Origin of the sequence: Allobosea sp. LjRoot9 (genome assembly GCF_964252745.1) — a bacterium.
Classification (GTDB): Bacteria; Pseudomonadota; Alphaproteobacteria; order Rhizobiales; family Beijerinckiaceae; genus Allobosea.
Genome location: NZ_CAXUPC020000009.1, coordinates 123,727 through 150,106, shown reverse-complemented (window position 1 = coordinate 150,106; position 26,380 = coordinate 123,727). Strand labels below are relative to the sequence as shown.

General features: G+C 66.5%; 19 protein-coding genes. 5 read left to right on the top strand and 14 right to left on the bottom strand.

Annotated elements, in window-relative coordinates; genetic code table 11:
* Positions 1-136: 136 nt before the first annotated feature.
* The 5 genes from tssE to ACSQ3P_RS26165 all read right to left on the bottom strand — a co-directional run bounded on the left by tssE (position 137) and on the right by ACSQ3P_RS26165 (position 4,893).
* Entirely contained in the window at positions 137-682 is a 546-nt protein-coding gene (tssE, locus tag ACSQ3P_RS26185) for a type VI secretion system baseplate subunit TssE (protein WP_436168394.1), read from the bottom strand.
* A 126-nt stretch (positions 683-808) separates the two neighbouring features.
* Positions 809-1,294, bottom strand: coding sequence for an Hcp family type VI secretion system effector (locus ACSQ3P_RS26180; RefSeq protein ID WP_436168393.1), 486 nt, complete (start codon positions 1,292-1,294; stop codon positions 809-811).
* Between the two features lie 131 nt (positions 1,295-1,425).
* The gene (gene tssC / locus ACSQ3P_RS26175) at positions 1,426-2,919 is read right to left on the bottom strand and encodes a type VI secretion system contractile sheath large subunit (protein WP_092164285.1); all 1,494 of its coding nucleotides are present in this window, start codon (positions 2,917-2,919) and stop codon (positions 1,426-1,428) included.
* Positions 2,920-2,995: 76 nt separating this feature from the next.
* Positions 2,996-3,517, bottom strand: a complete 522-nt coding sequence (tssB, locus tag ACSQ3P_RS26170) for a type VI secretion system contractile sheath small subunit (RefSeq protein WP_092166424.1) — start codon at positions 3,515-3,517, stop codon at positions 2,996-2,998.
* Between the two features lie 80 nt (positions 3,518-3,597).
* The gene (locus ACSQ3P_RS26165; RefSeq protein WP_436168392.1) at positions 3,598-4,893 is read right to left on the bottom strand and encodes an ImpA family type VI secretion system protein; all 1,296 of its coding nucleotides are present in this window, start codon (positions 4,891-4,893) and stop codon (positions 3,598-3,600) included.
* A 328-nt stretch (positions 4,894-5,221) separates the two neighbouring features.
* Here ACSQ3P_RS26165 and ACSQ3P_RS26160 point away from each other — a divergent pair, with 328 nt between their 5' ends.
* The 3 genes from ACSQ3P_RS26160 (at position 5,222) to ACSQ3P_RS26150 (ending at position 8,180) form a co-directional block, all read left to right on the top strand.
* Positions 5,222-7,105 (top strand): type VI secretion system Vgr family protein, encoded by a 1,884-nt coding sequence (locus ACSQ3P_RS26160; protein ID WP_436168391.1) that lies wholly within the window; start codon positions 5,222-5,224, stop codon positions 7,103-7,105.
* Between the two features lie 4 nt (positions 7,106-7,109).
* Positions 7,110-7,673 carry a DUF6931 family protein gene (locus tag ACSQ3P_RS26155; protein ID WP_436168390.1) on the top strand — a complete coding sequence of 188 codons (564 nt, stop codon included), beginning with the start codon at positions 7,110-7,112 and terminating at the stop codon, positions 7,671-7,673.
* A gap of 165 nt (positions 7,674-7,838) precedes the next feature.
* The gene (locus ACSQ3P_RS26150) at positions 7,839-8,180 is read left to right on the top strand and encodes a hypothetical protein (RefSeq protein WP_436168389.1); all 342 of its coding nucleotides are present in this window, start codon (positions 7,839-7,841) and stop codon (positions 8,178-8,180) included.
* A gap of 471 nt (positions 8,181-8,651) precedes the next feature.
* Here ACSQ3P_RS26150 and ACSQ3P_RS26145 read toward each other — a convergent pair whose 3' ends face one another.
* From ACSQ3P_RS26145 to ACSQ3P_RS26115, 7 genes are all read right to left on the bottom strand, one after another.
* The gene (locus ACSQ3P_RS26145; protein WP_436168388.1) at positions 8,652-11,942 is read right to left on the bottom strand and encodes a protein kinase domain-containing protein; all 3,291 of its coding nucleotides are present in this window, start codon (positions 11,940-11,942) and stop codon (positions 8,652-8,654) included.
* A 102-nt stretch (positions 11,943-12,044) separates the two neighbouring features.
* Positions 12,045-12,908 (bottom strand): PP2C family protein-serine/threonine phosphatase, encoded by an 864-nt coding sequence (locus tag ACSQ3P_RS26140; RefSeq protein WP_436168387.1) that lies wholly within the window; start codon positions 12,906-12,908, stop codon positions 12,045-12,047.
* A complete protein-coding gene (tagF, locus tag ACSQ3P_RS26135) occupies positions 12,908-13,645 on the bottom strand; it encodes a type VI secretion system-associated protein TagF (protein WP_436168386.1) in 738 nt (245 codons plus the stop codon). Before tagF ends, ACSQ3P_RS26140 begins: the two co-directional genes overlap by 1 nt.
* 6 nt (positions 13,646-13,651) lie before the next feature.
* Positions 13,652-17,275: a type VI secretion system membrane subunit TssM gene (tssM, locus tag ACSQ3P_RS26130; protein WP_436168385.1), complete on the bottom strand. Its 3,624-nt coding sequence runs from the start codon at positions 17,273-17,275 to the stop codon at positions 13,652-13,654.
* Positions 17,276-17,293: 18 nt separating this feature from the next.
* The gene (gene tssL / locus ACSQ3P_RS26125; protein ID WP_436168384.1) at positions 17,294-18,871 is read right to left on the bottom strand and encodes a type VI secretion system protein TssL, long form; all 1,578 of its coding nucleotides are present in this window, start codon (positions 18,869-18,871) and stop codon (positions 17,294-17,296) included.
* Entirely contained in the window at positions 18,868-20,205 is a 1,338-nt protein-coding gene (gene tssK, locus ACSQ3P_RS26120; RefSeq protein ID WP_436168383.1) for a type VI secretion system baseplate subunit TssK, read from the bottom strand. Before tssK ends, tssL begins: the two co-directional genes overlap by 4 nt.
* Positions 20,206-20,387: 182 nt before the next feature.
* On the bottom strand, positions 20,388-20,732 hold the full coding sequence (locus ACSQ3P_RS26115) for a hypothetical protein (RefSeq protein WP_436168382.1): 345 nt from the start codon (positions 20,730-20,732) through the stop codon (positions 20,388-20,390).
* A 621-nt stretch (positions 20,733-21,353) separates the two neighbouring features.
* Between ACSQ3P_RS26115 and ACSQ3P_RS26110 the strand changes: the two genes are divergently transcribed.
* Positions 21,354-22,745, top strand: a complete 1,392-nt coding sequence (locus ACSQ3P_RS26110; protein ID WP_436168381.1) for a M23 family metallopeptidase — start codon at positions 21,354-21,356, stop codon at positions 22,743-22,745.
* Positions 22,746-22,831: 86 nt separating this feature from the next.
* On the opposite strand, the gene ACSQ3P_RS26105 is transcribed toward ACSQ3P_RS26110, so the two are convergent.
* A complete protein-coding gene (locus tag ACSQ3P_RS26105; RefSeq protein ID WP_436168380.1) occupies positions 22,832-23,311 on the bottom strand; it encodes a hypothetical protein in 480 nt (159 codons plus the stop codon).
* A gap of 166 nt (positions 23,312-23,477) precedes the next feature.
* Between ACSQ3P_RS26105 and ACSQ3P_RS26100 the strand changes: the two genes are divergently transcribed.
* Positions 23,478-24,863: an amidase gene (locus tag ACSQ3P_RS26100; protein WP_436168379.1), complete on the top strand. Its 1,386-nt coding sequence runs from the start codon at positions 23,478-23,480 to the stop codon at positions 24,861-24,863.
* On the opposite strand, the gene ACSQ3P_RS26095 is transcribed toward ACSQ3P_RS26100, so the two are convergent.
* Entirely contained in the window at positions 24,860-26,353 is a 1,494-nt protein-coding gene (locus ACSQ3P_RS26095) for a carboxypeptidase M32 (protein WP_436168378.1), read from the bottom strand. The two genes, ACSQ3P_RS26100 and ACSQ3P_RS26095, sit on opposite strands and share 4 nt — an antisense overlap.
* Positions 26,354-26,380: the final 27 nt, after the last annotated feature.

Sequence of the window (26,380 nt, the reverse complement as noted above, 5' to 3'; positions counted from 1 at the left end):
GCGTCATGCGCATATTCCCGAAGGTCGAAACGAACTCGTCTGCCGGCGTAACCTGAATGGACATGGGCCGCCCTAGTCTTTTGTTCTAACGCGCTTTTCTTCACGCGAATCGGTATCCACTTCGCTCGAAAACGCCCTAGAGGCGGCTGACCATGATCTTGCCCGAGCCCGCCTGCATCTCGGCGAAGAACTCGACGGGGACATTGACCGGGTCCGCCACCATATCGGCGCGCACGATGAAGCGGACTGCCAGTTCATGCACGGCGATCGACTTGTCGCGCTCGACATGCAGCGATTGTCGGACAAGCCGCGGCTCGAAGAGCAGCAGCGCGTCCTTGATCTCCTGGTCGATATTCTCGATGCCCGCCTCGTCGATCGTGCGATGCGCGATGTCGGGCAGGCCGTAATTGAGGATCGACCGGCGAACGGCTTCGTTGGGGCCGAGATCGAAGGACGATTCCAGGTTCACGGTGTTCAGCAGAGTGCCGAGATCGCGCGACAGCTCGCTGCGCAATCGGCTTTCCGAGATCGCCGCCCGGCCGGTCACGAGCCGGCCGGCCAAGACGCGCTCGCCCGCCTCGTCGCGCAGATCGACAGCCTTTCTGGCATCCTTTGCCTCCGCTCCGGAGCGGAAGGCCGACATCAGCGGAATTCGCAGGCTGACCGATTTCTTGCGACTCATCGCCTACTCCGCCAAGCAAGCACAGGCGGAAGCCGCGCGAGGCGCGGCCGCCGTCATCTCGCGCGGCTGCAAAAAGGCCGCGACAGCGCTGGCCCGAAGGCTGGTGCTGCCGACCGCCGCCGCTGATTACGCCGCGTCGACCTTGGCGATGTCGTATTTGAACGAGGGCTCCTTGCCCTTGTTGCCCTTGGCGTCCTGCGCCGCGAATTTGAACTCGAATTTGGCGAAATTCAGCGAGAAGGACAGGGTGGCTTCATCGCCTGAGCCGCTCAAACTGACACTGCTGACGACGATCTCTTCCATGATCAGCGTGACGAAATCGAGCGGCTTGTCGCCGGCCTTGCGCTGGATCAGCGTGCCCTTGCCGATATGAGTGCCTTTCGCCAGGAACTGCAGCAGGGTAACGGAGGCGGTGTCCGCCTTCATGAAGCACTGCACATCGCTGAATGAGGACTTGCCTTTGCCGCCACCGGTTGCCTCATGCATCGAGGCGCTCTGGCTTGCACCGAAGCTCCAGGATTGGAGCGCAAGCTCCTTTTCATGCCCTTTGACGGTGCTGTCGCCTTCGACTGACGGCGATTCGAGCTTCAGGTGGATGTCTTCGGCTGCCATAGTGGACTCTCCATTGCCAGTGCAGACTAGGCGCCGTTGCCCGCCCGGGCTTCCGGTGCCACTCCCAACCCCGGTAGAGAAGCTGTCGTTGCAGCCGCGCTACCTGGAGCAATCCGAGTTCAGACGGCCTCTCAGGACTTCTGCGGGAGCCGCGACACCAGGCTGAGGCTCACATCCATGCCCTCGAGCTGGTAGTGCGGCCGCAACAGGAAGCGCGCCGAGTAGTAACCTGGGTTTTCCTCGTCCGGGCGAATCTGGACGCTGGCTGCCGCCAGCGGCTTGCGCGCCTTCGTTTGTTCGGTCGAGGTCGCTGGTGCGCCATCGACATATTGGTTGATCCATTCCTGCAGCCAGACGGTGAGCTGCTCCTGCTCCATCGTCGAGCCGACCTTGTCGCGCACCATGCATTTCAGGTAATGCGCGAAACGCGAGACCGCGAACATGTATGGCAGGCGGGAGCGAAGGTTTGACGACGCCGTCGCATCGACGTTGTTGTCGTATTTCTTCGGCTTGTAGAGCGATTGCGCGCCGATGAAGGCTGCCTTGTCGGAATTCTTGCGGTGGATCAGCGGGATCAGCCCGGCCTTGGCGAGCTCGGCCTCGCGCCGGTCGCTGATCGCGATTTCGGTGGGGCATTTCAGGTCGACGCCGCCATCATCGCTCGGGAAGGTATGTGTCGGCAGGTTGATGACTTCGCCGCCCGACTGGACGCCGCGAATGCGCGTGCACCAGCCCCATTCCTTGAAGGCCCGGTTGATGTTCACCGCCATCGCATAGGAGGCGTTCATCCAGGCATAGTTCGAGCCGGTATGGCCGTCGGTCTCCTCCTCGAAGCCGAATTCCTCGACAGGGTCGGATTTCGCGCCATAGGGCAGGCGCGACAGCACGCGCGGCATGCACAGGCCGGCATAGCAGGAATCGTCGGAATCGCGCAGCGAGCGCCAGGCGGCATAGTCGGGCGTGTCGAAGATCTTGCCGAGATCGCGCGGATTGGCGAGCTCGTTCCACGAATCCATGCCCATCAAAGTCGGGCCGGCGGCCGCGAAGAAGGGCGCATGCGCGGAGGCTGCGACCTTGCTGATGTCGCGCAGCAACTGCACGTCCTGCGGCAGGTGGCTGAAATAGTAGTCGCCGATCAGGCAGCCATAGGGTTCGCCGCCGAGCTGGCCGAACTCATGCTCATAGACCTTCTTGAACAGCGGGCTCTGGTCCCATTTCGCGCCGGGATAGAGCTTCAGCGTGCGCGACAGCTCGTTCTTCGAGATGTTCATCACGCGGATCTTGAGCTGAACGTCGGTCTCCGAATTCATGATCAGGTAGTTCAGCCCACGCCAGGCGCTCTCGATCTGCTGGAATTCCGGCGCGTGGATGATCGCGTTGACCTGCTCGGAGAGCTTCTTGTCGAGTTGCGCGATCATCTCCTCGATCGTGTCGAGAACGTCGTCCTTGACCAGCGACTGATCGGCCAGCGCCTGCTGGACCAGCGTCGAGACGGCGTTCTCGACCTCGGTCGCGGCGCGTTCGCTACGCGGTTTGAAGCTCTGCTTCAGCAGCGAGGCGAACTCATCGACATCGCGCGTTTCGGTCTGCCCGGTCTGGGTAGCGGATTTGAGCTCGGTAGCCATGATTACCGTTCCAAAAAGCGAAGTGGCGCGTCGTAGGCGTGCTTAGGATTGAGCGTGCCTAGGGTTTTGGGCGTGCCTAGGATTTCTCGTCTTCGGAGGCTGGTTTGGCGCGCTCGCTCAGCGCCGCCATCAGTTTCGGATCGCTCAGCAGCTCACGCAGCTTGGCTTCCGCGCCGGCTTTGCCATCCATGTAGCTCTTGAGGTTGGCGAGCTGCTCGCGCGCCTCCAGCAGCTTGGCGACGGCCGGCACCTGGCGCGCCACGGCGGCGGGGCTGAAATCGGCCATCTTCGAGAACCGCAGCGCGACCTGGAGCTTTTCGCCCGATGGCGTGTCGCCGAGCTTGTTGTCGACCCGGAAGGTGACGCCAGGCTCGATCGCCGCCATGCGGTTCTCGAAGTTGTCCATGTCGATGTCGAGAAAGCCACGATCCGCCACGTCGGGTTTTTCTGCGCCGGCATAGTTTCCGGACAGATCCGACATCACGCCCATGACAAACGGAATCTCGATCTTACGATTGGCATCGTAAGGGTCATCGTAACTGATATGAACCCGAGGCGCTCGGTTGCGTCGGATGAACTTCTGGCCGCTGTCGGACATGTCAACCCCCGAGGCTGCTTCGCTGCGGAATTGAAGCAGAAACACTACATTTCAAAACGGCCGTAAGGTCAACTCCAAGATCAACTTTCATCGAGGTTCCGGAACGCACGTTCCGGTAGCATTTCTCTTAAAAGCGACATGAAATCGCGTTCGGCCATTGCGCGAGCACGCTCGCACAGTAACGGAATGGCGCTCGAGGGCTCGCGTGCACGCAGATGCGTGGCGACCTGCTGAAGGATGTCGAGCGCCTCGTGCCGGCTGCCTGCGGCGGGCGGATCGGCTTCCGTGTCATCCGTCTCGCTGCCGGGCCCGGCTTCGATCAGCGTGGCCAGGCGCTCGATCGGCAGGTCGAAGACCATGCGGCCGCCGACATTGATGGTCGCATCGCTGGCGTGGTCGGGAACCAGGAGCTGAACGCTTTCAGCGAGCCCCTTGCCGACGAGCTGGCGCGCCTGGGCGACCAGCAGGAGCGCCGGGCTCGACGGTTCGCGGGTCCGGAAGTAGAGCTCGGCGCCGAGCAAAGCGCGGCGGACGCCGGCCGGCGTGTCGAGCGGGATCGAGGGCGTGGGGCCCGCAGCATCCGGGGCTGCCCCGTTTGCCTCCGCGCTGCCCGCGGCCTGCGGCGCCAGCGCGGCGCCCGGATCGCGCTTGACGATCGCGCCGTCGAGCGCGGTTCTGATCTTGTCGAGCGTGGGCTTGAGTTTTCCCAGGCTGAGGCTGCCGGCGTTCTGCTCCTCGACGCAGGCTTCCATCTCGGCCAGCGCGGCTACGGCCGCGACGATCAGGTCGCGGTTCTGGACCAGCCCTGCCATGTCGCCGTCGCTGAAGGCGGTTTCCACGGCCTGCAGATCCGGCGCCGGCTCGCCCTCGCGGGCGCTGGCCTCGCCCTGCGCGATCTGGACCATCCGATAGTAGACCGGGCCGATGCGCCGGCTGACCGTCAAGGGCGCGTGCAGCAGGGGCATGATGATGCTGGTCGTATCGTCGAGCGACTCGATGACCACGATGCGCAGGCCGAAATCGCCCTCCTCGGCGGCGGGGTGGACATGCTCCCAGCGTACGCGCAGCAAGGCCGCCATCGCCGTCACGGCCGCGACGAAGCCGCCGAGATCGCGGTTGAGGATGCGCAGCTTCGCGAGCAGGACGAGTAGGCGTAGATCGCGGGTACGCCCCAGCAGGGTCTCGACGGCGCTGCTTTCCTTCGCCAGGTCGTTCTTGGTCCGGTCGAAGTCGAAGAAGGATTTCTCCGGAAGCAGGCCTTCCGCCCGCGCGACGAACAGGCTGTAATCGGGGTCATAGGCGAGGTCGAGATCGGGGCCGCAGGGGGCGTCCTCCTCGATCGCTTCGCTCAGGATCGTGGCGAGGCCCGCTGTCATCTCGATCTCCCCCGATCCATGTCCCTGGGCCGCAGCCCTGACGCTCCGGCGCTCTTGATCATGCCGTAGCGTCGATATGTGACAAGGTATCCATGAATGCTTTGTTTCCCACGCGTTGTGCGATCTTACAATGATTGACTGGCTTGGTGACGGGCCGAAATCAATCGCGTCCCGGCTAAGAACCAGGCTGAATTGCGCTGCCATGCCGGTTGAATTGGCGGAGACGCCGGGTTGCTTTTGGTCAGCCAGTCTCTGTGCTAGACCGTGATGCCGGCGGACTATAGATTTCGCCTGGTCAGCGACCGCCATATTGGACATGCGAGCCGACATGAGCCGAAAACTTAGTCAGTCCAACCGACCCGCGATCCTGAAGACGCCGTTCGGCGGCGATGTCCTGGCCTTCCGGCGGCTCGACGCCAATGAGGGCCTGAGTGAGCTGTTCGAATACCGTATCGAGGCCTTGAGCGAGAAGCCCAACCTGGATTTCGACGAAGCGCTCGGCCAGCAATGCCATCTCGAGATCAATGTCGTCGAATACGAAGGCACCGTCGTCAAGGGCGAGAAGAAGCGTTACTTCAGCGGTATCCTGGTCGAGGCGCAATGGCTCGGCATGCAGGAGGAATTCTACCTCTATCGCCTGACGCTGCGGCCCTGGCTCTGGCTGCTGGGGCAGACGGCCAATTGCAAGATCTTTCACAACAAGACGGTCGACAAGATCATCGAGAAGGTCTTGCGCGACGGGCAGCTCGGCGAGCTCAGGCTCGATATCAAATCCTATCCGCAACTCGAATATTGCGTTCAGTACCGGGAAACGAACCTCGCCTTCGTCAGCCGGCTGATGGAGGAATATGGCATCTGCTACTACTTCGAGCATGAGGCCGGGACCCATCGATTGATCCTGGCCGATCAGGCTTCGTCGCATAAGCCGATCCAGGGCACCGAAACCATCCCTTTTCTGCCGCTGGATACCAATAATCGGCGCGAGGTCGAGCATATCGAGCATTGGATGGTCGAACGCCGTTTCCGCACCGGCAAGATCACCTTCCGCGATTATAATTACGAGAAGCCCGACGCCGACATGCAGGCGGAGGAGCAGACTTCGGAAGCCTACCAGAATTCCAAGCTGGAGGTTTACGACTATCCCGGCCGCTATCTGGAGAATGGCGACGGCAAGACGCTGGCCAAGGTCAAACTCGAATCAGAGCAGGCCTCGGACCGGCGCCGGATCGCCTCGGGCGATGCCGCGACGCTCTATCCCGGCGGCTTGACCACATTGGAGCGCCATAGCGCCGACAGCGAGAACAAGCAGTTCCTCGTCGTCAGGGCGACGCATTCCTTCGTCTCGCTGCAATCCTATCGCTCCGGCGAGAATGGCGGCGGGCACGACTATTCCGGGCAATACGAGTTCCAGCTCGCCGACCGGCCGTTCAAGCCGCCGCAGCTCACGGACAAGCCGACGATCTTCGGCCCGCAGACGGCGCGCGTCGTCGGCGAGAAGGGCGAGGAGATCGATGTCGACGATCAGGGCCGCATCCTCGTCAAGTTCCACTGGGATCGCGAAGACGAGCATCTCTACCGGGTCCGCGTCGCGCAGGTCTGGGCCGGGGATTCCTGGGGCGGCTCCTTCATCCCGCGCATCGACCAGGAGGTGATCGTCGAGTTCCTGGAGGGCGACATCGACCGCCCGCTGGTCGTTGGCACCGTCTATAACGGCAAGCACAAGATGCCGTTCGGCACCAAGGCCAACAAGAACATCAACGGCATCAAATCGGACACCACGACGGGCAGCAACGGCTATAACCAGCTGACCTTCGACGACACCAAGAGGGCCGAGAAGGTCGAGTTCCGCGCCGAGAAGTTTCTCGACACGCTGGTCCGGGACACCGAGACCCGTAATATCGGTGAGGATTTTTCGAGCGAGAAGGGCGATGCCTCGCGCAACATCACCCTGAAGAAGGGCGACGACAACCTCAAGGTCGAGACCGGCAACCAGGTCGTCGATGTCAGCCAGGAAATCCTGATCAAGGCGGGCCAGAAGATCACGCTCAAGGTGGGTGGTTCGACGATCGTGATGGACCAAGAGAGCATCACCTTGAAATCGATCAACATCAAGGTTGAGGCTTCTGCGGATCTCGACATGAAAGGCACGACGACGCAGCTCAAAGGCAGCGCGATGCTGACGATCACGGGCGGCATGGTGAAGATCAACTGACGCCATGCGCCAAGACCGCTTTCTCACCGCGCGCGATGTCTTCGAGGCCTTTCCGACTGCGGGAGAGGATATCGAGGCTGCCCCCAGCGACGCCACCCCGCGCGATTTCCTCGTCGGGCTGATCGACAGCAAGACACCGGAGGATGCGATCAGCTTCTGCGCCTATCTTCTGCCGAGGCGGGAGGCGGTCTGGTGGGGCTGCTCCTGCGTGCGCGGGCTCGCCGATGAGCGCGAGCGCCAGCAGATCGAGCAGAACCGGGCTTTCCAGGCCGCTGAACTTTGGGTCAAGGAGCCACAGCAGTCGCGCCGGATCGAGGCGCTGCGCCTCGGTTTTGCCGGCCTGCGCGCCGACGCCAGCACCTGGCTTGCCCTGGGCGCGGCCTGGTCCGGCGGTGATATGGCCGACAACCCCCACGCTCCGGTGATGGCCCCGCCGCATCTGACGGCCAAGGCGATCCGCGCGGCGGTCTTGATCGCCTTGGCTCGGAACGCGACTCAGGAGCGCCGCGCCCGGCTGACGATCTGCATCGACCATGGCTTGAAGCTCCTGCAACGCCGCCCGGGCTGACGCGGGAAGCGGAGGCGGCAAGGGTGAGGAAAGTGCCCCAAATGGCCTGAATCAGGCCTTTCCAACCGGATTTGGACATTCTTCACCCGTTTGGCGGAACCTTCCGGATGTTGGCGCATTGGCACAATTATGATATGGTGCTTTCGTACAGAATGGAGCAAGGCGATGACCTTCGGCCTTTCGACCGCGCGATCCATGGCTTTCGGAACGGCGCTCGCACTCACCGGGCTGACGCCCGTGTTGGCGCAGGACGTGATCGTCCCCGGCGCTTTTCTGGTCGCGGAAGTGCAAGACGAGCCGCATCTGGTCGTCGCGCCGCTGCCGCCCGTGCGTAATGCGGAGACGCGTCCCCGGGCCGTGCGCTCGGCGTCGGTCAGGCCGGTGCGCGCGGCCTCGGCGCCCCAGCGCGTGGCTTACGCGGAGACGGCGCGGCCGCCGCGTCGTGCCGAGGCCTATACCTCTTTCTCCGCGCGGCCCAGCCTGATCTGGATTGGCAACGTCTACTGAACCTCTCACGACGGACGCCATCGACAAGCGAGTGATACGAGCGACGCAAGACTTGCGTCGCTCGATTGCGTTCGAGCGTCCCATCTCGTTCCGGGCTTGGAGCCCGATTGGACACTCCGCGAGCCCTCATCCTGAGCAGCATGCTCCAGGAGGCTCCCCCGCAAGCTGGAGCATCCTTCGAGACGCCGCGTGCGCGGCTCCTGAGAGCCTGACCGGAAATGAAACGAGCGATACCAAGGACCTCCGTTCGCTTGCCATCACCCGCACCGTCATTCCGGACAAGCCGCGCCAGCGGCGCAGCTCCGGAATCCATCGGAGGGCTCCGGAACTCTACGATGGATTCCGGATCTCCGCTTTGCTGCGTCCGGAATGACGGCGCAGAGGTGGTCAAGGCAGAGCCATTGAAATCCTTGATTTCATTTCAGGCCAGCCTCTCAGGATGAGGGCGGGAGGCTCCAGACAGATGGGGCTCTAGAATCCCAATCCGAGACCTGGCGTGACGCGCCTCGGCGCGGCTGCTGCGGGCGCCGCCGCGGCGGCAGGCGCGGCCCGCGCCGGCTTGGTTTCGGCGGCGCGCTCGCGCTGGGGTTGCTGGGCCCGCTGCACCGGCTCAGTGCGCTGCGGGCGACGCACGATGGCAGGGGCCTGCCTGCCCGGCGCGGGCGCGACATTCGTCGGGGGACAGGTCGGGGCAGGCCTCTCGCGCAGATCGAGCAGTTGCTCGGGCGTGATCGCGGCAGGTTCGGGGGCCGCGCCGATGCGCTGGCGGTAGACGCGCAGCGCTTCGCGCGTCGCGACATTGAGATTGCCGCTGATCCGGCCGGCATAGCAGCCGATCCGCGTCAATTCCTCCTGAGTTTCGCGCGCCAGCGCCGCAGGGTCGGTCGGGACCGGGCGCAGGGGACGCGGATCGGCCAATGGCTTGGGGGTGAGCAGGCTGGGGTCCGCCAAGGCAACCTGCATGCCCTGTTCCTGGGCTGCGGCGTTGCGCTGCTCGACGTCTTCGATGGATTGGCGCGGCGCGGTCACGCCAGCGCGGCGCATGGCCTCGGCCTCTTCCGTCAGCCAGCGCGCCTGCGCCTGTTCGAGCGCGATGCGCTGGCGCTCGGTGATCTGCGCATCCTCTGCGGTGGCCCGTGTTTCCGCGGTGGCGCCGTCGATCTTGCGCTTCGCCTCCTCGTCGGCGCGCAAGGCGGCGATACGGTTGGCCTCCGCATCGGCGGTTGCCCTGGCGCTTTGCTCCTCGGCGACGCGGCGGGCCTCCGCAGCCTGAAGCTCGGCCTGTTTGCGCATCTCCTCCGCGGCCTTGGCTTCCGCGATTTTGCGCGCGTCTTCAGCCGCCTTGGCCTCTGCGGCGAGGCGCTTATCCTCGATCGCCTTTGCCTGGGCTTGCTTGCGCGCCTCTTCGGCGGCCTTCGCCTCGGCGATCTTGCGGGCTTCCTCGGCCGCCTTGGCTTCAGCCGCCTGCCGGCGCTCCTCTGCGAGCTTGGCGGCCTGGGCCTGCTTGCGCGCGTCTTCCTCGGCCTTGGCCTCGGCGAGCTTGCGGGCGTTCTCCGCCGCTTTCGCCTCCGCGGCGAGGCGGCGTTCCTCTGCCGCCTTGGCGAGAGCCTGCTTGCGGGTCTCCTCCTCAGCCTTGGCCTCGGCGAGCTTGCGGGCGTCCTCGGCCGCTTTCGCTTCAGCCGCGAGGCGCTTGTCCTCGGCTGCCTTGGCGAGAGCCTGCTTGCGCGCCTCCTCCGCTGCCTTGGTCTCGGCGAGCTTGCGGGCATCCTCGGCCGCTTTCGCCTCAGCCGCGAGGCGCTTGTCCTCGGCCGCCTTGGCAAGGGCCTGCTTGCGCGCCTCCTCCGCGGCCTTGGCCTCGGCGAGCTTGCGGGCGTCCTCGGCCGCTTTCGCTTCCGCGGCGATCCGGCGTTCCTCGGCGGCCTTGGCGTCGGCCGCGCGGCGCGCCTCCTCGGCGGCCTTGGCTTCCGCGACCTTCGCCTCGGCCGCGAGCCTGCGATCCTCGGCGACTTTCGCCTCGGTCAGGCGGCGCACATCGTCGGCAGTCTTGGCTTCGGCGAGCTTGCGTGCATCCTCAACCGCTCTCACTTCGGCGGCGATCCGGCGCTCCTCCGCGGCTTTGGCCTCCGCCAGCTTGCGAGCCTCCTCGGCGGCTTTCGCCTCCGCGATGCGGCGCGCGTCCTCGGCCGCCTTCGCCTCGGCGAGCTTGCGCGCATCGTCAGCGGCCTTGGCCTCCGCGACGCGACGCTCTTCTGCAGCCTTCGCTTCTGCCGCACGGCGCGCATCTTCCGCCGCCTTCGCCTCTGCGAGCTTGCGCGCATCGTCAGCGGCTTTGGCCTCCGCGACGCGGCGCTCTTCGGCGGCCTTCGCTTCCGCTGCACGGCGCGCATCGTCCGCTGCCTTCGCCTCTGCGAGCTTGCGCGCATCGTCAGCGGCTTTGGCCTCCGCGACACGGCGCTCCTCGGCGGCTTTGGCCTCAGTGACCCGGCGCGCTTCCTCGGCCGCCCTGGCTTCCGCCAGTTTGCGGGCGTCGTCGGCGGCCTTGGCCTCGGCCTGGCGACGCGTCTCTTCGAGCTCGCGCTCGCGCGCCAGCTTCTCGCTCGCCGCCTTCTCCTGCAGGGCACGCTCTTGCGCCGCGCGCTGCTCCTGCTCGGCGCGCTCCTGGATCTGCCGGGCGCGCGCATCCTCGCTGGCGCGGCGCGCAGCCTGGGCGGCAAGCGCCTCCTCATCGGCCAGGCGCGCCGGGCCGGTGCTGGCGATCTGGGCCGGGGTGCCACCGCCCTTCAGCAGGTCGGTGCCGAAATAGAGCCCGCCGCCGAGCAGCGCGACGGCACCGAGGCCGGCCGCGATCGCCATGCCCGTCTTGCTGCTGCCGCCGCCTGCCGTCGTCGCTTTGGCCTTGGCCGGCTTGCCGACGGCAGGCTGCCAGGCCGCGACCTCCGCCATCGTCGCCGGGCGGTTCTCCGGCAGGGGCTGCAGCATCTTTTCGAGCAGCGGCCGGAAGCGCGGATCGATCTTCGACAGGTCGGGCACGACACGGCGTTTGTCGATGACCTCGACCTGCGAGCCGTTCATGTCGATGGGGCGGCCCTGAAGGCACTCCGCCAGGACCAGTCCGAAGCTGTAGATGTCCGATTTCGGGGTGACGTCGCCGCCGAACAGGCCAAGCTGCTCCGGCGAGACATAGTTGTACTTGCCGGCGAAGCCGCTGCCGATGATCGTCTGCTCGCCGGCCCGCGTCGAGCGCGCGATGCCGAAATCGAGGATCTTGGCCAAGGCCACGTCGGCCCCGGGCAGGATGACGTTGTCGGGCGCGACGTCGCGATGGATGATGCCGAGCTTGTGGGCCGAATGCAGGCCGGACGCGATCCGCTGCTGCAGGATGCAGGTGTCTTCGAAGGACAGTGGTCCGCGGACGAGATGGTCCTTCAGCGAGGTGCCGTCGACAAACTCCATCGCCAGATAGGCGCGGCCGAGCTGCGGATCGATCGAGAACAGATAATAACGGACGATCGCCTCGTGCTGCAGGTTGTGCAGCGAGGAGGCTTCCTTGCGGAACAAAGCGAGCGCGCTCTCGTTCTCGGCGAGATCGGAGCGGATCATCTTGATCGCCACCGCATCGCCGGTCTGGATGGCGTAGCCCTTGTAGATCTCGCCCATGCCGCCGGCGGCGATGGGATGGTCGATCCGATAGATCCCGTTCAGCGTCGTCCCGACGGCGACGCGGGCGCGCGGAATGATGACGGTGGCGCCGTTGTCGCTCATGGCGCGCGGCCTTCGCCGGAGCCGGCGGCCGACAGGGCGCGGACAAGGCGACGGCAAGGCCGCCGCATCTCCGTCATCCCTGTTTCATGCCGCCGCATCGCTTCAGGCCCCGCGCCCGTCGGCGTCGCTTCTGGCCGGCGAGGGGGAGACTGGCGCTTCCGCGTCCTTCGGCTCGCAGGCCACGACGATCACCGTGACGTTGTCGCTCGCGCCGCGCGCAAGTGTGAGCTCGACCAGATGGTCGCAGGCCGCCTGCGGCGCGCGCCCGGCCACTCCGGCCAGGATTTCGGCATCCGAGACATGGCCGGTCAGGCCATCGCTGCATAGCACGAAAACGTCCCCATCTTCCACCACGCCCTGAATCAGGTCGAGATCGGGGAGGTCGCTCACGCCGATGGCGCGCGTGATGATGTTGCGCCCCGGCCAGCGCTTGGCTTCCTCCGGGGTCAACTGCCCCTGGTCGACGAGATCCTGCACCTCGGTATGGTCGCGCGAGACCTGCGACAGCCGGCCTTGCCTGACGCGGTAGGTCCGGCTGTCGCCGGCCCAGCAGCAGGCGAAGAAGCGCTCATAGATCAGGAGCGCGACGACGGTGGTGCCGAAGGTCGTGAGGCCGCGTTCCTCGCCGGCCTTGCGCAGGCCGATATTGGCTTGCAGCACCCGGTCCTGGAACCGCGCGAGAAGGTCCGCCGGCGAGGCCGCCTGGCCGATCGTGCGCAGCGCCTCGACGACGGTGGAGGAGGCGAGCTTGCCGGCCTCATAGCCGCCCATGCCGTCGGCGACGCACCAGAGGCCGGCGTCGGCGTGAACGATGTAGCTGTCCTCGTTCTCGCTGCGCACCTTGCCGACATCGGTGGTCGCTCCGGTCCCGAAGCGGAAGCTGGCTTGCTGGTCGAGCGCGCCGGCAAGCATGGCGAGCGGATCGTTGCTCGCGCGCATGGACGGGGGCGGAAGGGTGCTGTCCATCAGGGCTCGACTCCGATCCTGGCCGGTTGTGCGCTCTCGTCAGCGCCGCCGCTTTCCGGACTGGCGGCCGGCCCCGTCAGCAGCAACGTGAAATGCTGCGCCTCCGGCAGCCGCTCGGCACAGAGCGCAAGCGCCGGAAACCTGTCGCCGCCGATGCTCCACCACCAGGAGCCGGCCGCTTGGCGGGCGGCCTTGTCCGACCGTTCGAGCCGCGCCAGCAAGGCGGGAATCTCGGTCGTGGCGTCGCCGCTCACGCCGAGCAACCCCCGATTGGAGGCGACGATCGCAGGCTGCGTGTCGCGGGCGACGCTCTCGGGCAAGGGCAGGCCTTCGAGCGCGGCCAGCGTCGTCTCATAGACGGCGTCAGGCTCCAGCGTATCGAGCAGGAAGGCCTCCGCGCTCTCGAACCAGGCGGCCTGCGCGTTCTCGGTCGGCGCGGCGAAGGCCTGCCCTTCGGGCGCCATCGCCAGCACAGCGAGCGGGAAATAGCGGCCGACGCCGTCGAGCGAGGGCATGAAGGCGCCGAGCACTTCGCTGCCGAGATGCGAGCGGCCGAGCCAGAAGCGCCAGATCGGCGCGCTGAGATAGGCCTCCTTCCAGCTCGGCCCGAGCGCCTGGATGCTGGCCGCCATGCCGCCCTGCAGCCAGATCTCCCAGAAGCGCAGGAGCTCGCGCGGCATGTTCACCGCGATGAAGTCGCGCTTGGCCGGTAGCTTGCCGAAAAGGGCGCAGTGCATCCTGCCTCAGCCTCCCGGACATCTGAATTCCCGCAGGGCCGGCAATGTCAGCGGGTTCTTCAGGGACGATACATTGATCTGGTAGGAAATCGACTGGCCGCCGACGGAGTAGCTGGCGACCAGGGCCTCGCCGCGCTTCGTCACCGAGCCGAGGTCGAGGAAGCGGAAGAAGGCCCAGGGGCCGCGCTTCTCCGGCCCGAAGACGGGCGGGCTGCTGGTCACGCCGCCAAACAGCCCCGTGCTCGTCGTCTGGCTCGAGATCACCGTGCGGTCGAGCCCGGCGGGGCCTGGCCAGACCACCGGCGTCGGCCCGCCGCCGGCCTGCGCCACCACGGCGACGCCGCTGATGTCGAGCTTGATCGTCGGCGCAGAGCCGGAGCTCGCCGCCGGCTGCGGCGTGATCGCCATGGTGAAGGACGGCATGTTGCCGCCGGTGCCGAAGAACGCGTCCTTGATGTCGGCGGCGCGCTGGAACTCCTTGAGCGCGGCGGGGGGCAGCGAGCGCGCCACGCTGATGTTCTGCTTGAAGGCCCATTCGGGCTTCGACGTATCGACCAGCGGCGCGAGATTTGTGGTGTAGAACTTGTCCATGATGCCGCCCGTGCCGAAGAGCCGGCCGAAATCGGCCAGCGGCACGTCGCGGTCGCTGCCGCGCGCGAAGGGGTAGCGGTTGGTGACGATCAGGTTGCAGGTCGCGGTGACCTGCGAGCGCAGATCCTGCAGGAGCTGCGAGACGGAACTGCCGGTCAATTCATTCTCGAAGCTCGTGGCGGCGGTCTGGATCAGGTTGGAGAAGGGCTGCGGGATCAGGTTGGCGCTGTTGCGCAGGGTCTGGATCTGCGCGGGCAAGGTGGCGTTGACCTGCGGCGCCAGCGCCGGGTTGGTCGCGAGCAGGCGCAGATTCTGGTTCACCTCGGAGAAAGCGAGCAGCACCTGGTCGATCGGCCGGCGGCCCTGCTCGCCCTCGAATAATTGGTGGAACGGCTTGAAGGCCGCCTCGATGGTCGCGCCCGGGGCCTGTTCTCCGCTGGCGGTGTTGGGCTTCTCCATCGCCTTGAGCGCGATATCCATGCGCGAGAGCGTCGTCGAGGAACTGCCCGTATTGACGCCGAGCCGCTGCGCCAGGTTCTGCGCCTGCTGGGCCTGGCTCAAGGAGCCGGCCGCCGATTGCGTCGCGGTCTGCCCGGCCGGGGCCGGGCGCTCGCGGGTGAGCTTGGTCTCGTCGCGGATCGATTCCAGCACCTGCTTCAGGGGCGAGGTGACGGCCGACGCCGCGCTCAGCGCCGGATATTGCGGCTTGTTGGCGAGCAGCGGCCGGAAGCGCAGCGCCGCCATCGTGCCCTGCCAGGAGGCGATGAAATCCTTGGCGTAGAGCTCCAGCAAGGCGCGCGGCAGCGCCTCGTACTGATCCGAGACGGCGGTCTGGTCGCCGGCCGTGCCCAGCACCCAGCGCTCCTCCTCGATCTGCTTGGCGACGTCGCGCAGGCGGCCGATGAAGCCCTCGTGGAAGCCGGCATAGGTATAGAAGAACGGGACGCGGACATTCTCGAGCTCGCCGCCGCGGGGCCCTTCGAAGACGAGCTTGGCGTCGGCGCCGCCCTTGGCGGCGGCCGTCCAGTCGGGCTTGCCCGGCGAGGCGCGCGCCTGGACGCGCAGCAATTGATAGGCGCGCTCGGCCAGGCTCAACCGCGCCAGCGTCTTCTGCGCCTCCTCGATCAAGGGCTCGTTGAGCGTCAGCGTGCCGGCGCCGCCGGAATCGGGCAGGCGCAGCATCGCCGTCAGGTGTTGGCTGAGCTCCTCGCGCAGGCGCGCATTGGCGGCGCCCTGATAGAGATTCTCGACCCAGTCGCGCCGCATCCACAGCAGGATCAGATCCTCGTCCATCTTCTGGCGGCCGCCGAGGATGAGATAGACCTTGAGCGCCTCATAGATGAAATCGGGCCGCGACCGGTTGGCCTCGATCAGCTCTTCCATGCGGAAGATCAGGCGCGAACGCAGCAGGCGCTCCAGCCCGGTCTTGTAGACCGCCTCCGAGGAGGAGCCGATCCGGTCCCACTGGCTCAGGCCGAAGGTCGCCCGCATGGGCGGCGAGACGCCCTCCTGCGCATAGCCGGCGGGCAGGGCGCGCAGCGCGTCGAGCAGCGGCACGACCTTCTCCAGGTCGCGGTCGGCGACGGTCGGCTCCTGGATGATCGGGGCCGCGGTCGCCACGAAGGTCTTGGTCTGGTCGTTGGTGTCGGCAATCAGGTCGACATTGCGGTTGTAGCTCGTCCACCACGCCGCCGCCCCGCCCAGCGTCACCAGAGCGAGCACGCTATAGGCGGCCGCCTTCAAGGCGAAGGCGCGGCGCACCGCCCTGCGGTCGGTCGAGACCCAGGCGGATTCGCCGATCACCACCTTGGTGATCAGATCGGTGAGGAAGAAGCTCTTGCCGGAGCCCGACATCGCCGCGGCGGCGACCTGGTTTGCGCCGAAATTGCGCGCCATCGCGCCGATCAGCTGGTCGATCGGCGTGCCCTGCTGCGTGCCCGAGGTGAAATAGAAGCCGCGCAAGGTCGCACGCGAATGATAGCGCGTCGGCTCGAAGATGCGGTTGAGGAACTCGATGATCGGGTTCTTCACCGCCGCCATCTGGGTCGGGAAGCCGAAGATCTGCACGCGCGCATTGGGCGTGGGCTCTTCCTGGAGCCGGTCGGGCAATTCGGAATTGAGGCGCTCGACCAGCGCGTCGAACTCGTCGGGCACCTCGCTGATCATGTTCAGCGTCTTGTCGTCGGTCTGGAAGGTATGGCCCCAGACCACGCGCCGCGAGGCTTCGTTCAGATGCTGGAAATACTCCATGAACCCGGAGACGAGGTCCATTTTGGTGAACAGCGCATAGACCGGGAAATCGACCTTGAGATTGTCGTGCAACTCGGTCAATCGCGCCCGGATCGCATCGGAATGGGCGTTGAGCTCGGCCGGCGACGCGGTCAGCACATCCTCGATGCTGATCGCCAGCATGACGCCGTTGATCGGCTGGTTTGGCCGGTTCTTCTTGAGCAGGTCGAGGAAGGCGAGCCAGCTCTTGCGGTCGGCCGAGGCGTCGGAATCCTGCGTGGTGTAGCGGCCGGCCGTGTCGATCAGCACGGCGTCGTCGGTGAACCACCAGTCACAATAGCGGGTGCCGCCGACGCCGGCGACGGCGGACGGCGCGCCGCCCTTGGCGAGCGGGAACTTCAGCCCCGAATTGACCAGGGCCGTGGTCTTGCCGGAGCCTGGCGGGCCGATCAGCACATACCAGGGCAGCTCGTAGAGATAAGTCGCGCTCGAGCCCGCGGATTTCTTCAGCGTCAGCAGCGCGTCGGCCATGCGCTCGCCGAGCACGTCGCCATCGCCCTCGTCGACGGCCGCGTCGGCCAGGCCCTGCTCCAGCGCCGCCGCCTCGCGCCTGCGCCGGATGACGCCCCAGACCAGCAGGCCGAGCACGATGAGCGAGACCACCGCGATGATGGCGAAGCGCACCCATTCGGAATCGAACGGATAGATCCCGGCAATGGAGATCAACGGGCTGGCGAACCAGACCAGCGCGCCGAAGGCGGCAAGCCCGATCAGGCTGATGATGATGCGCAACCAGATGGCCAGGGTCATGAGCGCCTCCGCCTGCGGTCAGCGTTCATGCGGGATCTGCACGTCGACGCGCCGGTTGCGCGCACGACCTTCGATCGTATCGTTCGAGGCGATGGGGGCGGTGTCGCCCTTGCCGTCGGCGAGGATACGCTTCTTGTCGCTGAGATCCTCGGTGAGGAGGGCCCCGACGGCCTTGGCGCGCTCGACCGACAATTCGTAGTTGTTGGCGAAGCGCACCGTTTTGATCGGCGTGTTGTCGGAATGGCCGGTGACCTTGATCTGGCCGGGCTCCTTCTCCAGCGTCTGCGCGATGCGCTTGGCGAGCGGGCGGAAGGCATCGATCACCGTCGCCTTGCCGGGCTCGAAGGAGGCGAAGCTGTTGACGCGCACGATGATGCCGGTCGAGACGGAATCCACCGCCAGCTTCTGCTCGCCGATCTCGGTCGCCAGCGCTGCGCGGATGCGTTCGAGCTGCGTCGTCTTGATCGGCGGCGGAGGCGTGGGCTTCACCGGCTGGACGACGCGCCGCTCGATCGAGACGTCGGTCGTCGGGAAGATGCGGCCGACATCGTCGATCACCGCGTCGCTGCCGGAGCTCAAAAGCGAACGCAGGGTCAGGTACATGGCGAGCAGCAGGACGCCCGCGAGCGAGGCCATCGCCCAGAACGGGATGCGCACGGTCGTGCCGCGTGCCGTCATGTCCTGACCCTGCCAGCGCGGCGAGAGCTCCTGATTGACGCGCTGCTTCACGCGCCGCAGCGTCTCGTAGAGATTGCGCTGGATCGTCTGCAAGGTCGCCGGGCCGCCGGCCGAGGTCCGGTGCACGCCCTGGAAGCCCAGCGCCAGGCAGGCATGCTGCAGCTCCAGCACATTGTAGTTCAGGATCGGGTCCTGCTTGGCCCGGTCGAGCTCCTCGAAGAAGCGGATGCCGCCGGTGCGCTCGCCGAAGAAGCGGCTCAGCATGCTGTACTGCGTCCAGAGCTGGCGATCCTGCGCCGGGATGTTCTGGACGATGTCGTCGGCGGTGGCGCAGAGCGTGTACTTCGCCTGCTTGGCCTGGTCCTGGCCGATGCCGGCGCCGGTGACGTCGGCCTCGAAGCGCTGGATCGCGCCGGCGATCTGGTCCATCAACTGGCTGAACGAGGCATAGGCCAGGGCCACGCGCAGGCGCCCGAGGATTGAGAGGATCGGCGCAGCCGCGCTCATGATCGGATTGTCATTGGGCGCCACCGGCATCTCGCGCGGCGCGACCTGGGGCACGGAGCCCGGTGGCTGCGGCACCGGCTGGGGCGGGGGAGCGTAGCTCTGCGCCGGCGGCGGCTGGTAGGGCGGCGGGACCGGCTGCGGATAGCTCTGGCCCGGTGCATCGGCCCAGGCGTCCTGCGCGGCGGCGTTGGGGTCTGCCTGCGGATAGCTCGGCGGCGGCTGGTAGCCAGAGGCCGGATGGTAGGAGGCGGGCGGGGGCGGATAGGCCGACGGCGTGAACGGGCCCGGCTGTTCGGATTGCTGGCTAGGCGGGCTCGGCGCGACCGGGCGCCTGCCACCGGGATTGGGCCGCACGACCGTGCGCTCATTGGGGTTGTAGGCAGGTTCGAACGGGTCTTTGGGCTCGGTCATCGCCTGTCTCCGAGGATCGCCCAGAGATCGAGCTGCAGTTCCGGCCAGTCGCCCGAGAAATGCAGGCCGATCGCGTTTGCCGTGCTGAATTCAGGCCAGAGTGGAGAGTTCTTGTCCAGCAGGAAGTAGACATGGTCCGCGACCGCGCGGATCTGCGACGGCGGGGTCGGAATGTGATTGAGGCCGACGCCCGGCAGATGGGCGTTGACGATGTCGTTCATCTTCGTATTCGGGCCGATCTTGAAGAGCTGCGGGAATTGCAGCTGGATCTCGATCAGGGGCCGGCGCGCCGCAACTTCCAGCACGAAATTGGCGTTGCGGAACAGGCTGCGGTCGCGGATCGTCGAGACGAAGGCGTTGGGCGCGCGCTCGATCAGCTCGAGCCGGATGGCACGGCGGCCGAGCCTGGCGCTGAGGAAATCCTGCAGGTCGCGCAGGATCGGCTCGAAGACGAGTTCGAGATTGTCGTGGTCATAGCGCGGATAGGTCCGCGTCCGGCGCTCCGGCGTGGCGAAGGTCGCGAGTTCGCCGACCATCCGCACGAACTCCTCATAGAGACGCTCGGGATGGATATAGCGCGAATGCCGGAAATGCTGCAGCACCGGCAGGTGCCGGTTGAGCAGCTGCAGCACGAAGAAATCGGCGCTCTGCAGGCCGCCGCCGGCGGTCGGGTCCGCCGCATAGCGCGCCAGCTCCTCGAGCTTGGCCTCGATCCAGCCGATGGCGCGGTCGATCCAGCCGTCGATCGCGGGATAGGCCGAGGCGATCAGCACCGGCGGGACGAATTTGTCGTCGAAGACGATGGTCTTGTCGCGCACCTCGACGATGCGGGCGATCGGCATGCTGACATAGCCGGGTTTGGCGGTCTTGCGCAGATCGAAGCCGAGCCGGGGATAGGCGACGTCGATCTCCTCCTCGACGCGCATGGCGGCAGTCGAGTCGATCAGCGTCTCACTGGCGGTGACATAGCGACTGGCGGTGGCGCTCGTCGGCTCGTCGACCTCGCGCGTATTGGCCGCCGCGACCGGCATGGTCAGCCAGAGCAGCTGCTTGGCGGCGGCGTCCGGCACGTCGATGGGAGCGGGCAGGGGGCTGTGGGCTGGAATGTCGAAGGGCGTGCCGTCAGGCAGGATGCCCGCCGCGCGACGCAGGCCGAAGCGGCTCTGCTGGGCGAGGTCGCGGTCGATCTCCAGGGTCGAAAAGCCCCAGGGGTAAGGCGTGACGAAGCGCGTGCGCGCATCGACGAGGTTTTCGAGATAGCGATCCGCTTGCTGCAGATGATGCGGCCGCAGAAAAAGTCCTTCTCCCCAGACGACCTTACTGTTCCAAGACATCGCCGAGCCTTCGAGCCATCGTCATGATTCCAGATCAAGGCGTAAGCGGCGCATCCCGCTTCGTCACGCAGCCGGCAAACTTTATTTCAGCCACGCTCACGCATCGTAACGTGGCGCAATGGGGCGGAACAAGCACGAAAGCACCGCGTGCCTAATCTTGACCGCGGTCGGTCCCAGTGCGCTCATGCGGCCGGTGCTGTGGGGGGCGGCAGCGGCGCGGTGATCTTGACGCGCCATGTGCCGGCCTCGTCGGCGAAAGCGGCATAGGTCAGGCGCTCCCAGCTGCGCTTTTCGCGGGCGAAGAAGGCTGCGAGCTTGGCGACGCAGACGCGGATCGCCTCGGTCGCGGGGATTTCCGCCCCGGCGACGTCCGGGTTGACGATGGTCACGATCTGCCCGTCGCCATCGAGCTTGCGCGGCTCGACCGAAAGCAGGAAGGCGTCCCACTCGTCAGGCACGATCTCGAACAATTCGTCGAGAATCTCGCGGTCGAGGGCGGATTGTTCGGGAGGCAGGGTCGAGGTCATGGCAGGCTCCTTGCGGCGGAAAGCGATGAGAGGCCAAGTCTGTCCAGAGATTTTAACTCAATCCAGGGGCTTATCTCCTGTAGCGCCTTGAATTCATTCGCATATTTGACGCGCTTTCGGTGTTGTCTCTGACTTGGTCCTTGATCCCCCGGCGTCGGAGCGCCGGATCAGGCAGCTCCGGGCCGCCTCGCATGCCGGGGAAGCACGGCCATGTCGCGAGGTGATGACAAGGCCGCCTCTCATCTTAGGAGTGAGAGCAGGATCGATGCGAAAAACCGGTTCTCACTTTTTCGCATCCTGCTCTAGAGAAAGATTGCTGGCTTCGAGTGTTTCAACGGGACGCCTGTCATGTCAATTACGTAATTGATTGACAATTCGCGCCCCGAATCGACAATCGTCGATATCTCGGCGAGGCTATTGCGGCAGATTGCCTTTGCGTTGCGTAAAGTCAAAGATCATCCTGTGTAAGGAACTGGGCCGCGCCTCCCTTTCGGCAGGTGGTGGGGCTGCCGGCCTGAAGCGTCGTTGCAGCGTTGACTTTCGCCCGGCTCGGCAGAGAATCGCGCGCGCCGTTTTCCAGGACTTGCTTGGATTCCAGGACATGCTTGGAGGAGCCCGGCCTTGAGTTCCGCCCCGTCCAAACCGCAGACAGCGGCCGAGCGCGTTGCTGCCCGGATGAAGGCGGCAAAGGCTGCGGAGGCAAGGGCTGCCGCCGAGGCGAAGGTTGCTGCCGCCGAGGCGAAGGCCCAGGCGCAGCTGCGCAAGGCCGAACCCGCGACCGAGGGCGACGGCAAAACGGACAAGGCCGGCAAGCGCGACAAGGCGGCCAAGCTCTCGCGGCCGGGCCGTCCGCGCTGGACCATGACGGTTGGCCCGGCGACGATCGCGCTTGTCCTCGTCGCCTTCGCCCTGCTGGCCGGCTGGGGTGCGATCGCGACCAGCGCCCTGATCTTCGGCGACAAGCTCTCGGCCCGCCTCGTCGCGCAGCAGAGCGACATGCAATTTGCCTATGAGCAGAAGCTCGTGGTCTTCCGCACCCAGCTCGACCGGTTCGCCCGGCAGACTCGATTGGAGCGTGACGGCGTCGAGGGGCGCATCGCCGACCTGATGCTGCGCCAGGCGGCGCTGGAGGCGCGCCAGGCGATGCTGACCGCGCTGGCCGACCAGACCCGCGTGCCCGACGGCGCAAGCCCGGTGAAGTTCGGCGAGGCCGGCGGGGCGCCGATCAAGGCGGCCTCGGTGCAGCGCGCCGCGCCGCGATCGACCTTCACCATCCTCGATCCGAGCTATCCCGCACCCGAGCGCGTGACCTATCTCGAACATGCGATCGACCGTTTCGAGAAGGTGCAACTGGGTTCGCTGAACGGCCTGACGCAGCGCTCGCAATCGACCCTGCTGCAATTGCGCTCGGCCTTCTCCGAGGTCGGGCTCGACGCCGAGAAATTCGTGCCGACAGCGGCGCTGGTGCGCGGGCAGGTCGCCAATCTGCTGCCGGAGACCAAGGATTTCGGCGGCGGCCCATTCGAGAGCAATGTCGCGCAGATCAGGCGCACGCTTTCGGTCCTGGGCCGGCTCAGGACGGCGGCGAACGCCGTGCCGTTCTTCCGGCCGATCCCGGGCAGCGCCGGGTTGATGACCAGCTCCTATGGCACGCGCTCCGATCCGTTCACCGGCGAGGCGCGTTTCCATGCCGGCACGGATTTCCGCTCGCCGATCGGTGTTCCCGTCCATGCTGGAGGGTCGGGTGTCGTGCAGACGGCCGGAATCGGCGGCGGCTACGGCAATCTCGTCATCATCGACCACGGCAACGGCATCACCACGCGCTACGGCCATTTATCGGCGATCAACGTCACCGTGGGCCAGCCCGTCGCGCTCGGCACCGTGGTCGGGCTGGTCGGCAGCACCGGGCGCTCGACGGGCCCGCATCTGCATTACGAGACGCGCGTCAATGGCGAGCCCAACGATCCCACCCATTTCATCCGCGTGGGCGAACGAATCTATGCGACTCAATAGGCGAGAGAGCGGGATGCCTGGCGCATCGGCGTAAAAAAGGCCCCGGACAGGATCCGGGGCCGAGCTGTTTCGCGTAAAGGCTTTGTTCAGCTCTTGAGCTTGGTGTTGCACTGGCTCCAGTAGCCGCCGCCCTTCTCGATCCACTTCAGCTCGCCATTGGCGTTGGCCGTCTTATTGGCGTTGTACTGGTCGACGCAGGTCTTGAGCCGGGCCTTGCCGGGCGATTCCTCGGAGTATTTCGGCGCGACGGCCCTGGGGAACACAGCGGCCTTGGCGCGGGCGGGCGCTGCCGCCGGCTTCTGCCCGGGCGCCGTTGCGGCGGGCGTGGCCGCTGGCGCCGGTGCGGGGTCAGTGACGGCTGCTGCGGCATCGTTGTCGGAGGCGTCGTCGTCGCCGCATTGGGCCTTGCGGAAATCGTTCCACTTCTGGCCCTTGAGCGTATTGGCCTTCTTGGCATCCTGATATTTCGCGCTGCATTCCTTCATCGTCAGCGCCGAGGCCGGCGTGGCGAAGACGGATGCGACGGCGATGGCGGAAGCAGATGCGACTATCAAAGTCCTCAGCATTGCGTTCTCCCTGACATTGCCCGTAGCGGGTACTTGATTAAAATCCTAGTTGCCCTTCGTTTCAAGTCTGTTGTCGGATGAGGAGCCATGGCTTAGCGGTTGGAATGTCGGCATTTCCCGGTCGGGGGGCGCCGCGCCGGCATGATGATCGCGGAGCGCCTTTCAAATGAGCGACCAGCCACTCTGGGGCCTGACCGCCGGGCAACTCGCGCAGGCTTTCGCGGCGGGCAGCGCCACGCCGGTCCAGGCGTTGGAAGCGGTTCTGGAGCGCCATGACGCCGTCAATCCGCGTCTCAACGCCGTCGTCACGCTCGACCGGGCGGGCGCGCAGGCAGCGGCGCGGGCGAGCGCGGGCCGCTGGGCGCGAGGAGAAGCGCTCGGGCCGCTCGACGGCGTCCCGCTGACGATCAAGGACAACATCCTGACCGCCGGCCTGCGCAGCACCTGGGGCAGCGCCTGCTACGCCGATTTCGTGCCGGAGCTCGACGAGACGCCGGTCGCCCGCCTGCGTGCGGCCGGCGCCGTCATCCTCGGCAAGACCAATGTGCCGGAATTCACCGTGCAGGGCGTCACCGACAACGTCCTCTTCGGCCCGACGCGCAACCCGTGGAATCCGGGCCTGACGCCTGGCGGGTCGAGCGGCGGGGCGGTCGCGGCCGTGGCGTCGGGCATCGGGCCGCTGGCGCTGTGCACCGATGGCGGCGGCTCGATCCGCCGGCCAGCGGCGCATACGGGGCTGGTCGGCCTCAAGCCCTCGCGCGGGCTGGTGCCGCGCCGGCACGGCTTTCCCGCGATCCTCGACGCTTTCGAGGTGGTGGGGCCGATCGGGCGCTGCGTCGGCGATGTCCGCGCGATGCTGCGCGTCATCGCCGGCGCCGGGGCGGAGACCGCGCCGCCCGCCGCAAAACGGATCGCCTTCATTCCAAGCTTTGGGGAGGCGCCGGTCGATCCGGCGATCGCTGCGAGCGTCACTGGGGCGGCCGAGCGCTTCGCCGGGCTCGGCCATGCCGTCGAGCGCCTGGACGATTTCACCCTGGCCGAGCCGGTCAATGCGATCTGGTCGATCGTCAGCGAAACCGGCGTCGCCTGGCTGCTCGACGCGCATCTCAAGCTCGGGCGGGACGCGCCCGTACAGCCCGGGATCGCCGCCATGGCCGAACGCGGCCGTGGCCATTCGGCCAGCGATTATCTCGGCATGCTGCGGACGATCGAGGCGGCCGGCGAGGCGTTCGACGCGCTCTTCTCCTGCTTCGACCTGCTGCTGATGCCGGCGACGGCGGCGCAGCCCTGGCCGGTCGGGCAGACCCATCCCGATGTGATCGACGGTCAATCGGTCGGTCCGCGCGGGCACGCGGTCTTCACCGCCTTCGCCAATGCGCTGGGCTTGCCGGGGCTGACCTTGCCGGCGAGGCCGGACCGGGACGACATGCCGATCGGCTTCCAGCTGATAGGGCCGCAAGGCAGCGACGACCGCCTGCTGGCGCTGGGAGCCGCCTATGAACAGGCGTTCGGCGGCTTTCCGATGCCGGTACTTTCCGACAGAGAAGGCTAGCCTTCGCTGCCATAACGACGGCGCAGATGCGCCTTGAACACGCCGGCGTCGAGCGGGCGGCCGGTGGCGTGGGTCAGCAGTTCGTCGGTCTCGTAGAGGCTGGCCTGGCTATGGATGTGGCTGCGCAGCCAGCCGACCAGGGGCGAGAAATCGCCGCGCCCGATCGAAGGCAGGATCTCGGGCTCGGCCTTGCAGGCGGCCTCGAAAATCTGCGCCGCGGTCATCGCACCCAGCGTATAGGTTGGGAAATAGCCCCAGCCGCCGCTGGGCCAGTGCACGTCCTGCAGGCAGCCCCGCCGGTCGTCGGGCGGCGTCACGCCGAGCAGCGCCTTCATGCCGGCATTCCAGGCGAAGGGCAGTTCCGAGAGCGGCATCTCGTCGGCGATCAGCGCCTTCTCCAGCCGGTAGCGCAAGATGACATGAGCCGGATAGGTCACCTCGTCGGCATCGACGCGGATGAAGCCGGCCTCGACCTTGGTGTAGCGTGCCAGCAAGGCCTCCTGCTCCCAGGCTGGGCCTGAGCCGCCAAAAGCCTCGCGCATCAAGGGCGCGGCGAAGCGGATGAACGCGGCGGAGCGGCAGGCCTGCATCTCGACCAGGAGCGACTGGCTTTCATGCAGGCTCATGCCGCGCGCCTGGCCGACAGGCTGGTTCATATAGGCTTGCGGCCGGCCCTGCTCGTAGAGCGCATGGCCGGTCTCGTGCAGCACGCCCATCAAGGCCTTGGCGAAATCGCTCTCGTCATAGCGCGTGGTGATGCGGACATCGTTGTCGGCCCCGCCGCAGAACGGGTGTGTGGAGACGTCGAGCCGGCCGCGCTCGAAATCATAGCCCAGCGCCGCCATCATCTTGAGGCCGAGCGCCCGCTGCTGCTCGATCGCGAACGGGCCCTGTGGTTCCGGTGTCCTGGGCCGGCGGGCCTGGAGCGCCAGGACCTCCTGCGTGAAGCCGGGCAGGAAGGTGGCGAGATCGTCGAACAAGGCGTCGATCTTCTCCGAGCGCCCGCCGGGCTCATAGTCGTTCAAGAGCGCGTCATAGGGGGAAAGGCCGAGCTTTTCGCCCTTCGCCTGGCCGATCTGGCGCTGCAGGTTCAAGACCTCGCTCAGGAACGGCAGGAGCCCGGCGAAATCGGAATCCGTGCGTGCCTGCCGCCAGCGCATCTCGCACACCGAGATCGCCTTGCTCGACGCCTCCACCAGATCGGCCGGAAGCGCGGTCTGAACCGTCCAGAGCCGCCTGATCTCGCGCAGATTGGCGCGCTCCCAGGGGCCGAGCCTGTCATCGTCCTCGGCAGCGCCCAGCCAGTCGCCGATGCGTGGCTCGACCGCCATGCCATGGCGCAGCACGTCGAGCAGCGCCATGCTTTCGGCCCGTGTCGCGGCGGCACCGGTCGGCATCATCGCGGCATTGTCCCAGCTCAGGATGCCGATGGCGTTGGACAATGCGGCGATGCGGCCGAAATGGGCGGAAAGCTCGGAATAGGCGGTCATTGGGGAGTTCTCTCGAGAAAGGCGGAT

Bases quoted from the DNA above. Each gene is read 5' to 3' on its own strand.
- tssE (WP_436168394.1), bottom strand. From the start codon at position 682: ATGAGTCGCAAGAAATCGGTCAGCCTGCGAATTCCGCTGATGTCGGCC.
- ACSQ3P_RS26180 (WP_436168393.1), bottom strand. From the start codon at position 1,294: ATGGCAGCCGAAGACATCCACCTGAAGCTCGAATCGCCGTCAGTCGAA.
- tssC (WP_092164285.1), bottom strand. From the start codon at position 2,919: ATGGCTACCGAGCTCAAATCCGCTACCCAGACCGGGCAGACCGAAACG.
- tssB (WP_092166424.1), bottom strand. From the start codon at position 3,517: ATGTCCGACAGCGGCCAGAAGTTCATCCGACGCAACCGAGCGCCTCGG.
- ACSQ3P_RS26165 (WP_436168392.1), bottom strand. From the start codon at position 4,893: ATGACAGCGGGCCTCGCCACGATCCTGAGCGAAGCGATCGAGGAGGAC.
- ACSQ3P_RS26160 (WP_436168391.1), top strand. From the start codon at position 5,222: ATGAGCCGAAAACTTAGTCAGTCCAACCGACCCGCGATCCTGAAGACG.
- ACSQ3P_RS26155 (WP_436168390.1), top strand. From the start codon at position 7,110: ATGCGCCAAGACCGCTTTCTCACCGCGCGCGATGTCTTCGAGGCCTTT.
- ACSQ3P_RS26150 (WP_436168389.1), top strand. From the start codon at position 7,839: ATGACCTTCGGCCTTTCGACCGCGCGATCCATGGCTTTCGGAACGGCG.
- ACSQ3P_RS26145 (WP_436168388.1), bottom strand. From the start codon at position 11,942: ATGAGCGACAACGGCGCCACCGTCATCATTCCGCGCGCCCGCGTCGCC.
- ACSQ3P_RS26140 (WP_436168387.1), bottom strand. From the start codon at position 12,908: ATGGACAGCACCCTTCCGCCCCCGTCCATGCGCGCGAGCAACGATCCG.
- tagF (WP_436168386.1), bottom strand. From the start codon at position 13,645: ATGCACTGCGCCCTTTTCGGCAAGCTACCGGCCAAGCGCGACTTCATC.
- tssM (WP_436168385.1), bottom strand. From the start codon at position 17,275: ATGACCCTGGCCATCTGGTTGCGCATCATCATCAGCCTGATCGGGCTT.
- tssL (WP_436168384.1), bottom strand. From the start codon at position 18,871: ATGACCGAGCCCAAAGACCCGTTCGAACCTGCCTACAACCCCAATGAG.
- tssK (WP_436168383.1), bottom strand. From the start codon at position 20,205: ATGTCTTGGAACAGTAAGGTCGTCTGGGGAGAAGGACTTTTTCTGCGG.
- ACSQ3P_RS26115 (WP_436168382.1), bottom strand. From the start codon at position 20,732: ATGACCTCGACCCTGCCTCCCGAACAATCCGCCCTCGACCGCGAGATT.
- ACSQ3P_RS26105 (WP_436168380.1), bottom strand. From the start codon at position 23,311: ATGCTGAGGACTTTGATAGTCGCATCTGCTTCCGCCATCGCCGTCGCA.
- ACSQ3P_RS26100 (WP_436168379.1), top strand. From the start codon at position 23,478: ATGAGCGACCAGCCACTCTGGGGCCTGACCGCCGGGCAACTCGCGCAG.
- ACSQ3P_RS26095 (WP_436168378.1), bottom strand. From the start codon at position 26,353: ATGACCGCCTATTCCGAGCTTTCCGCCCATTTCGGCCGCATCGCCGCA.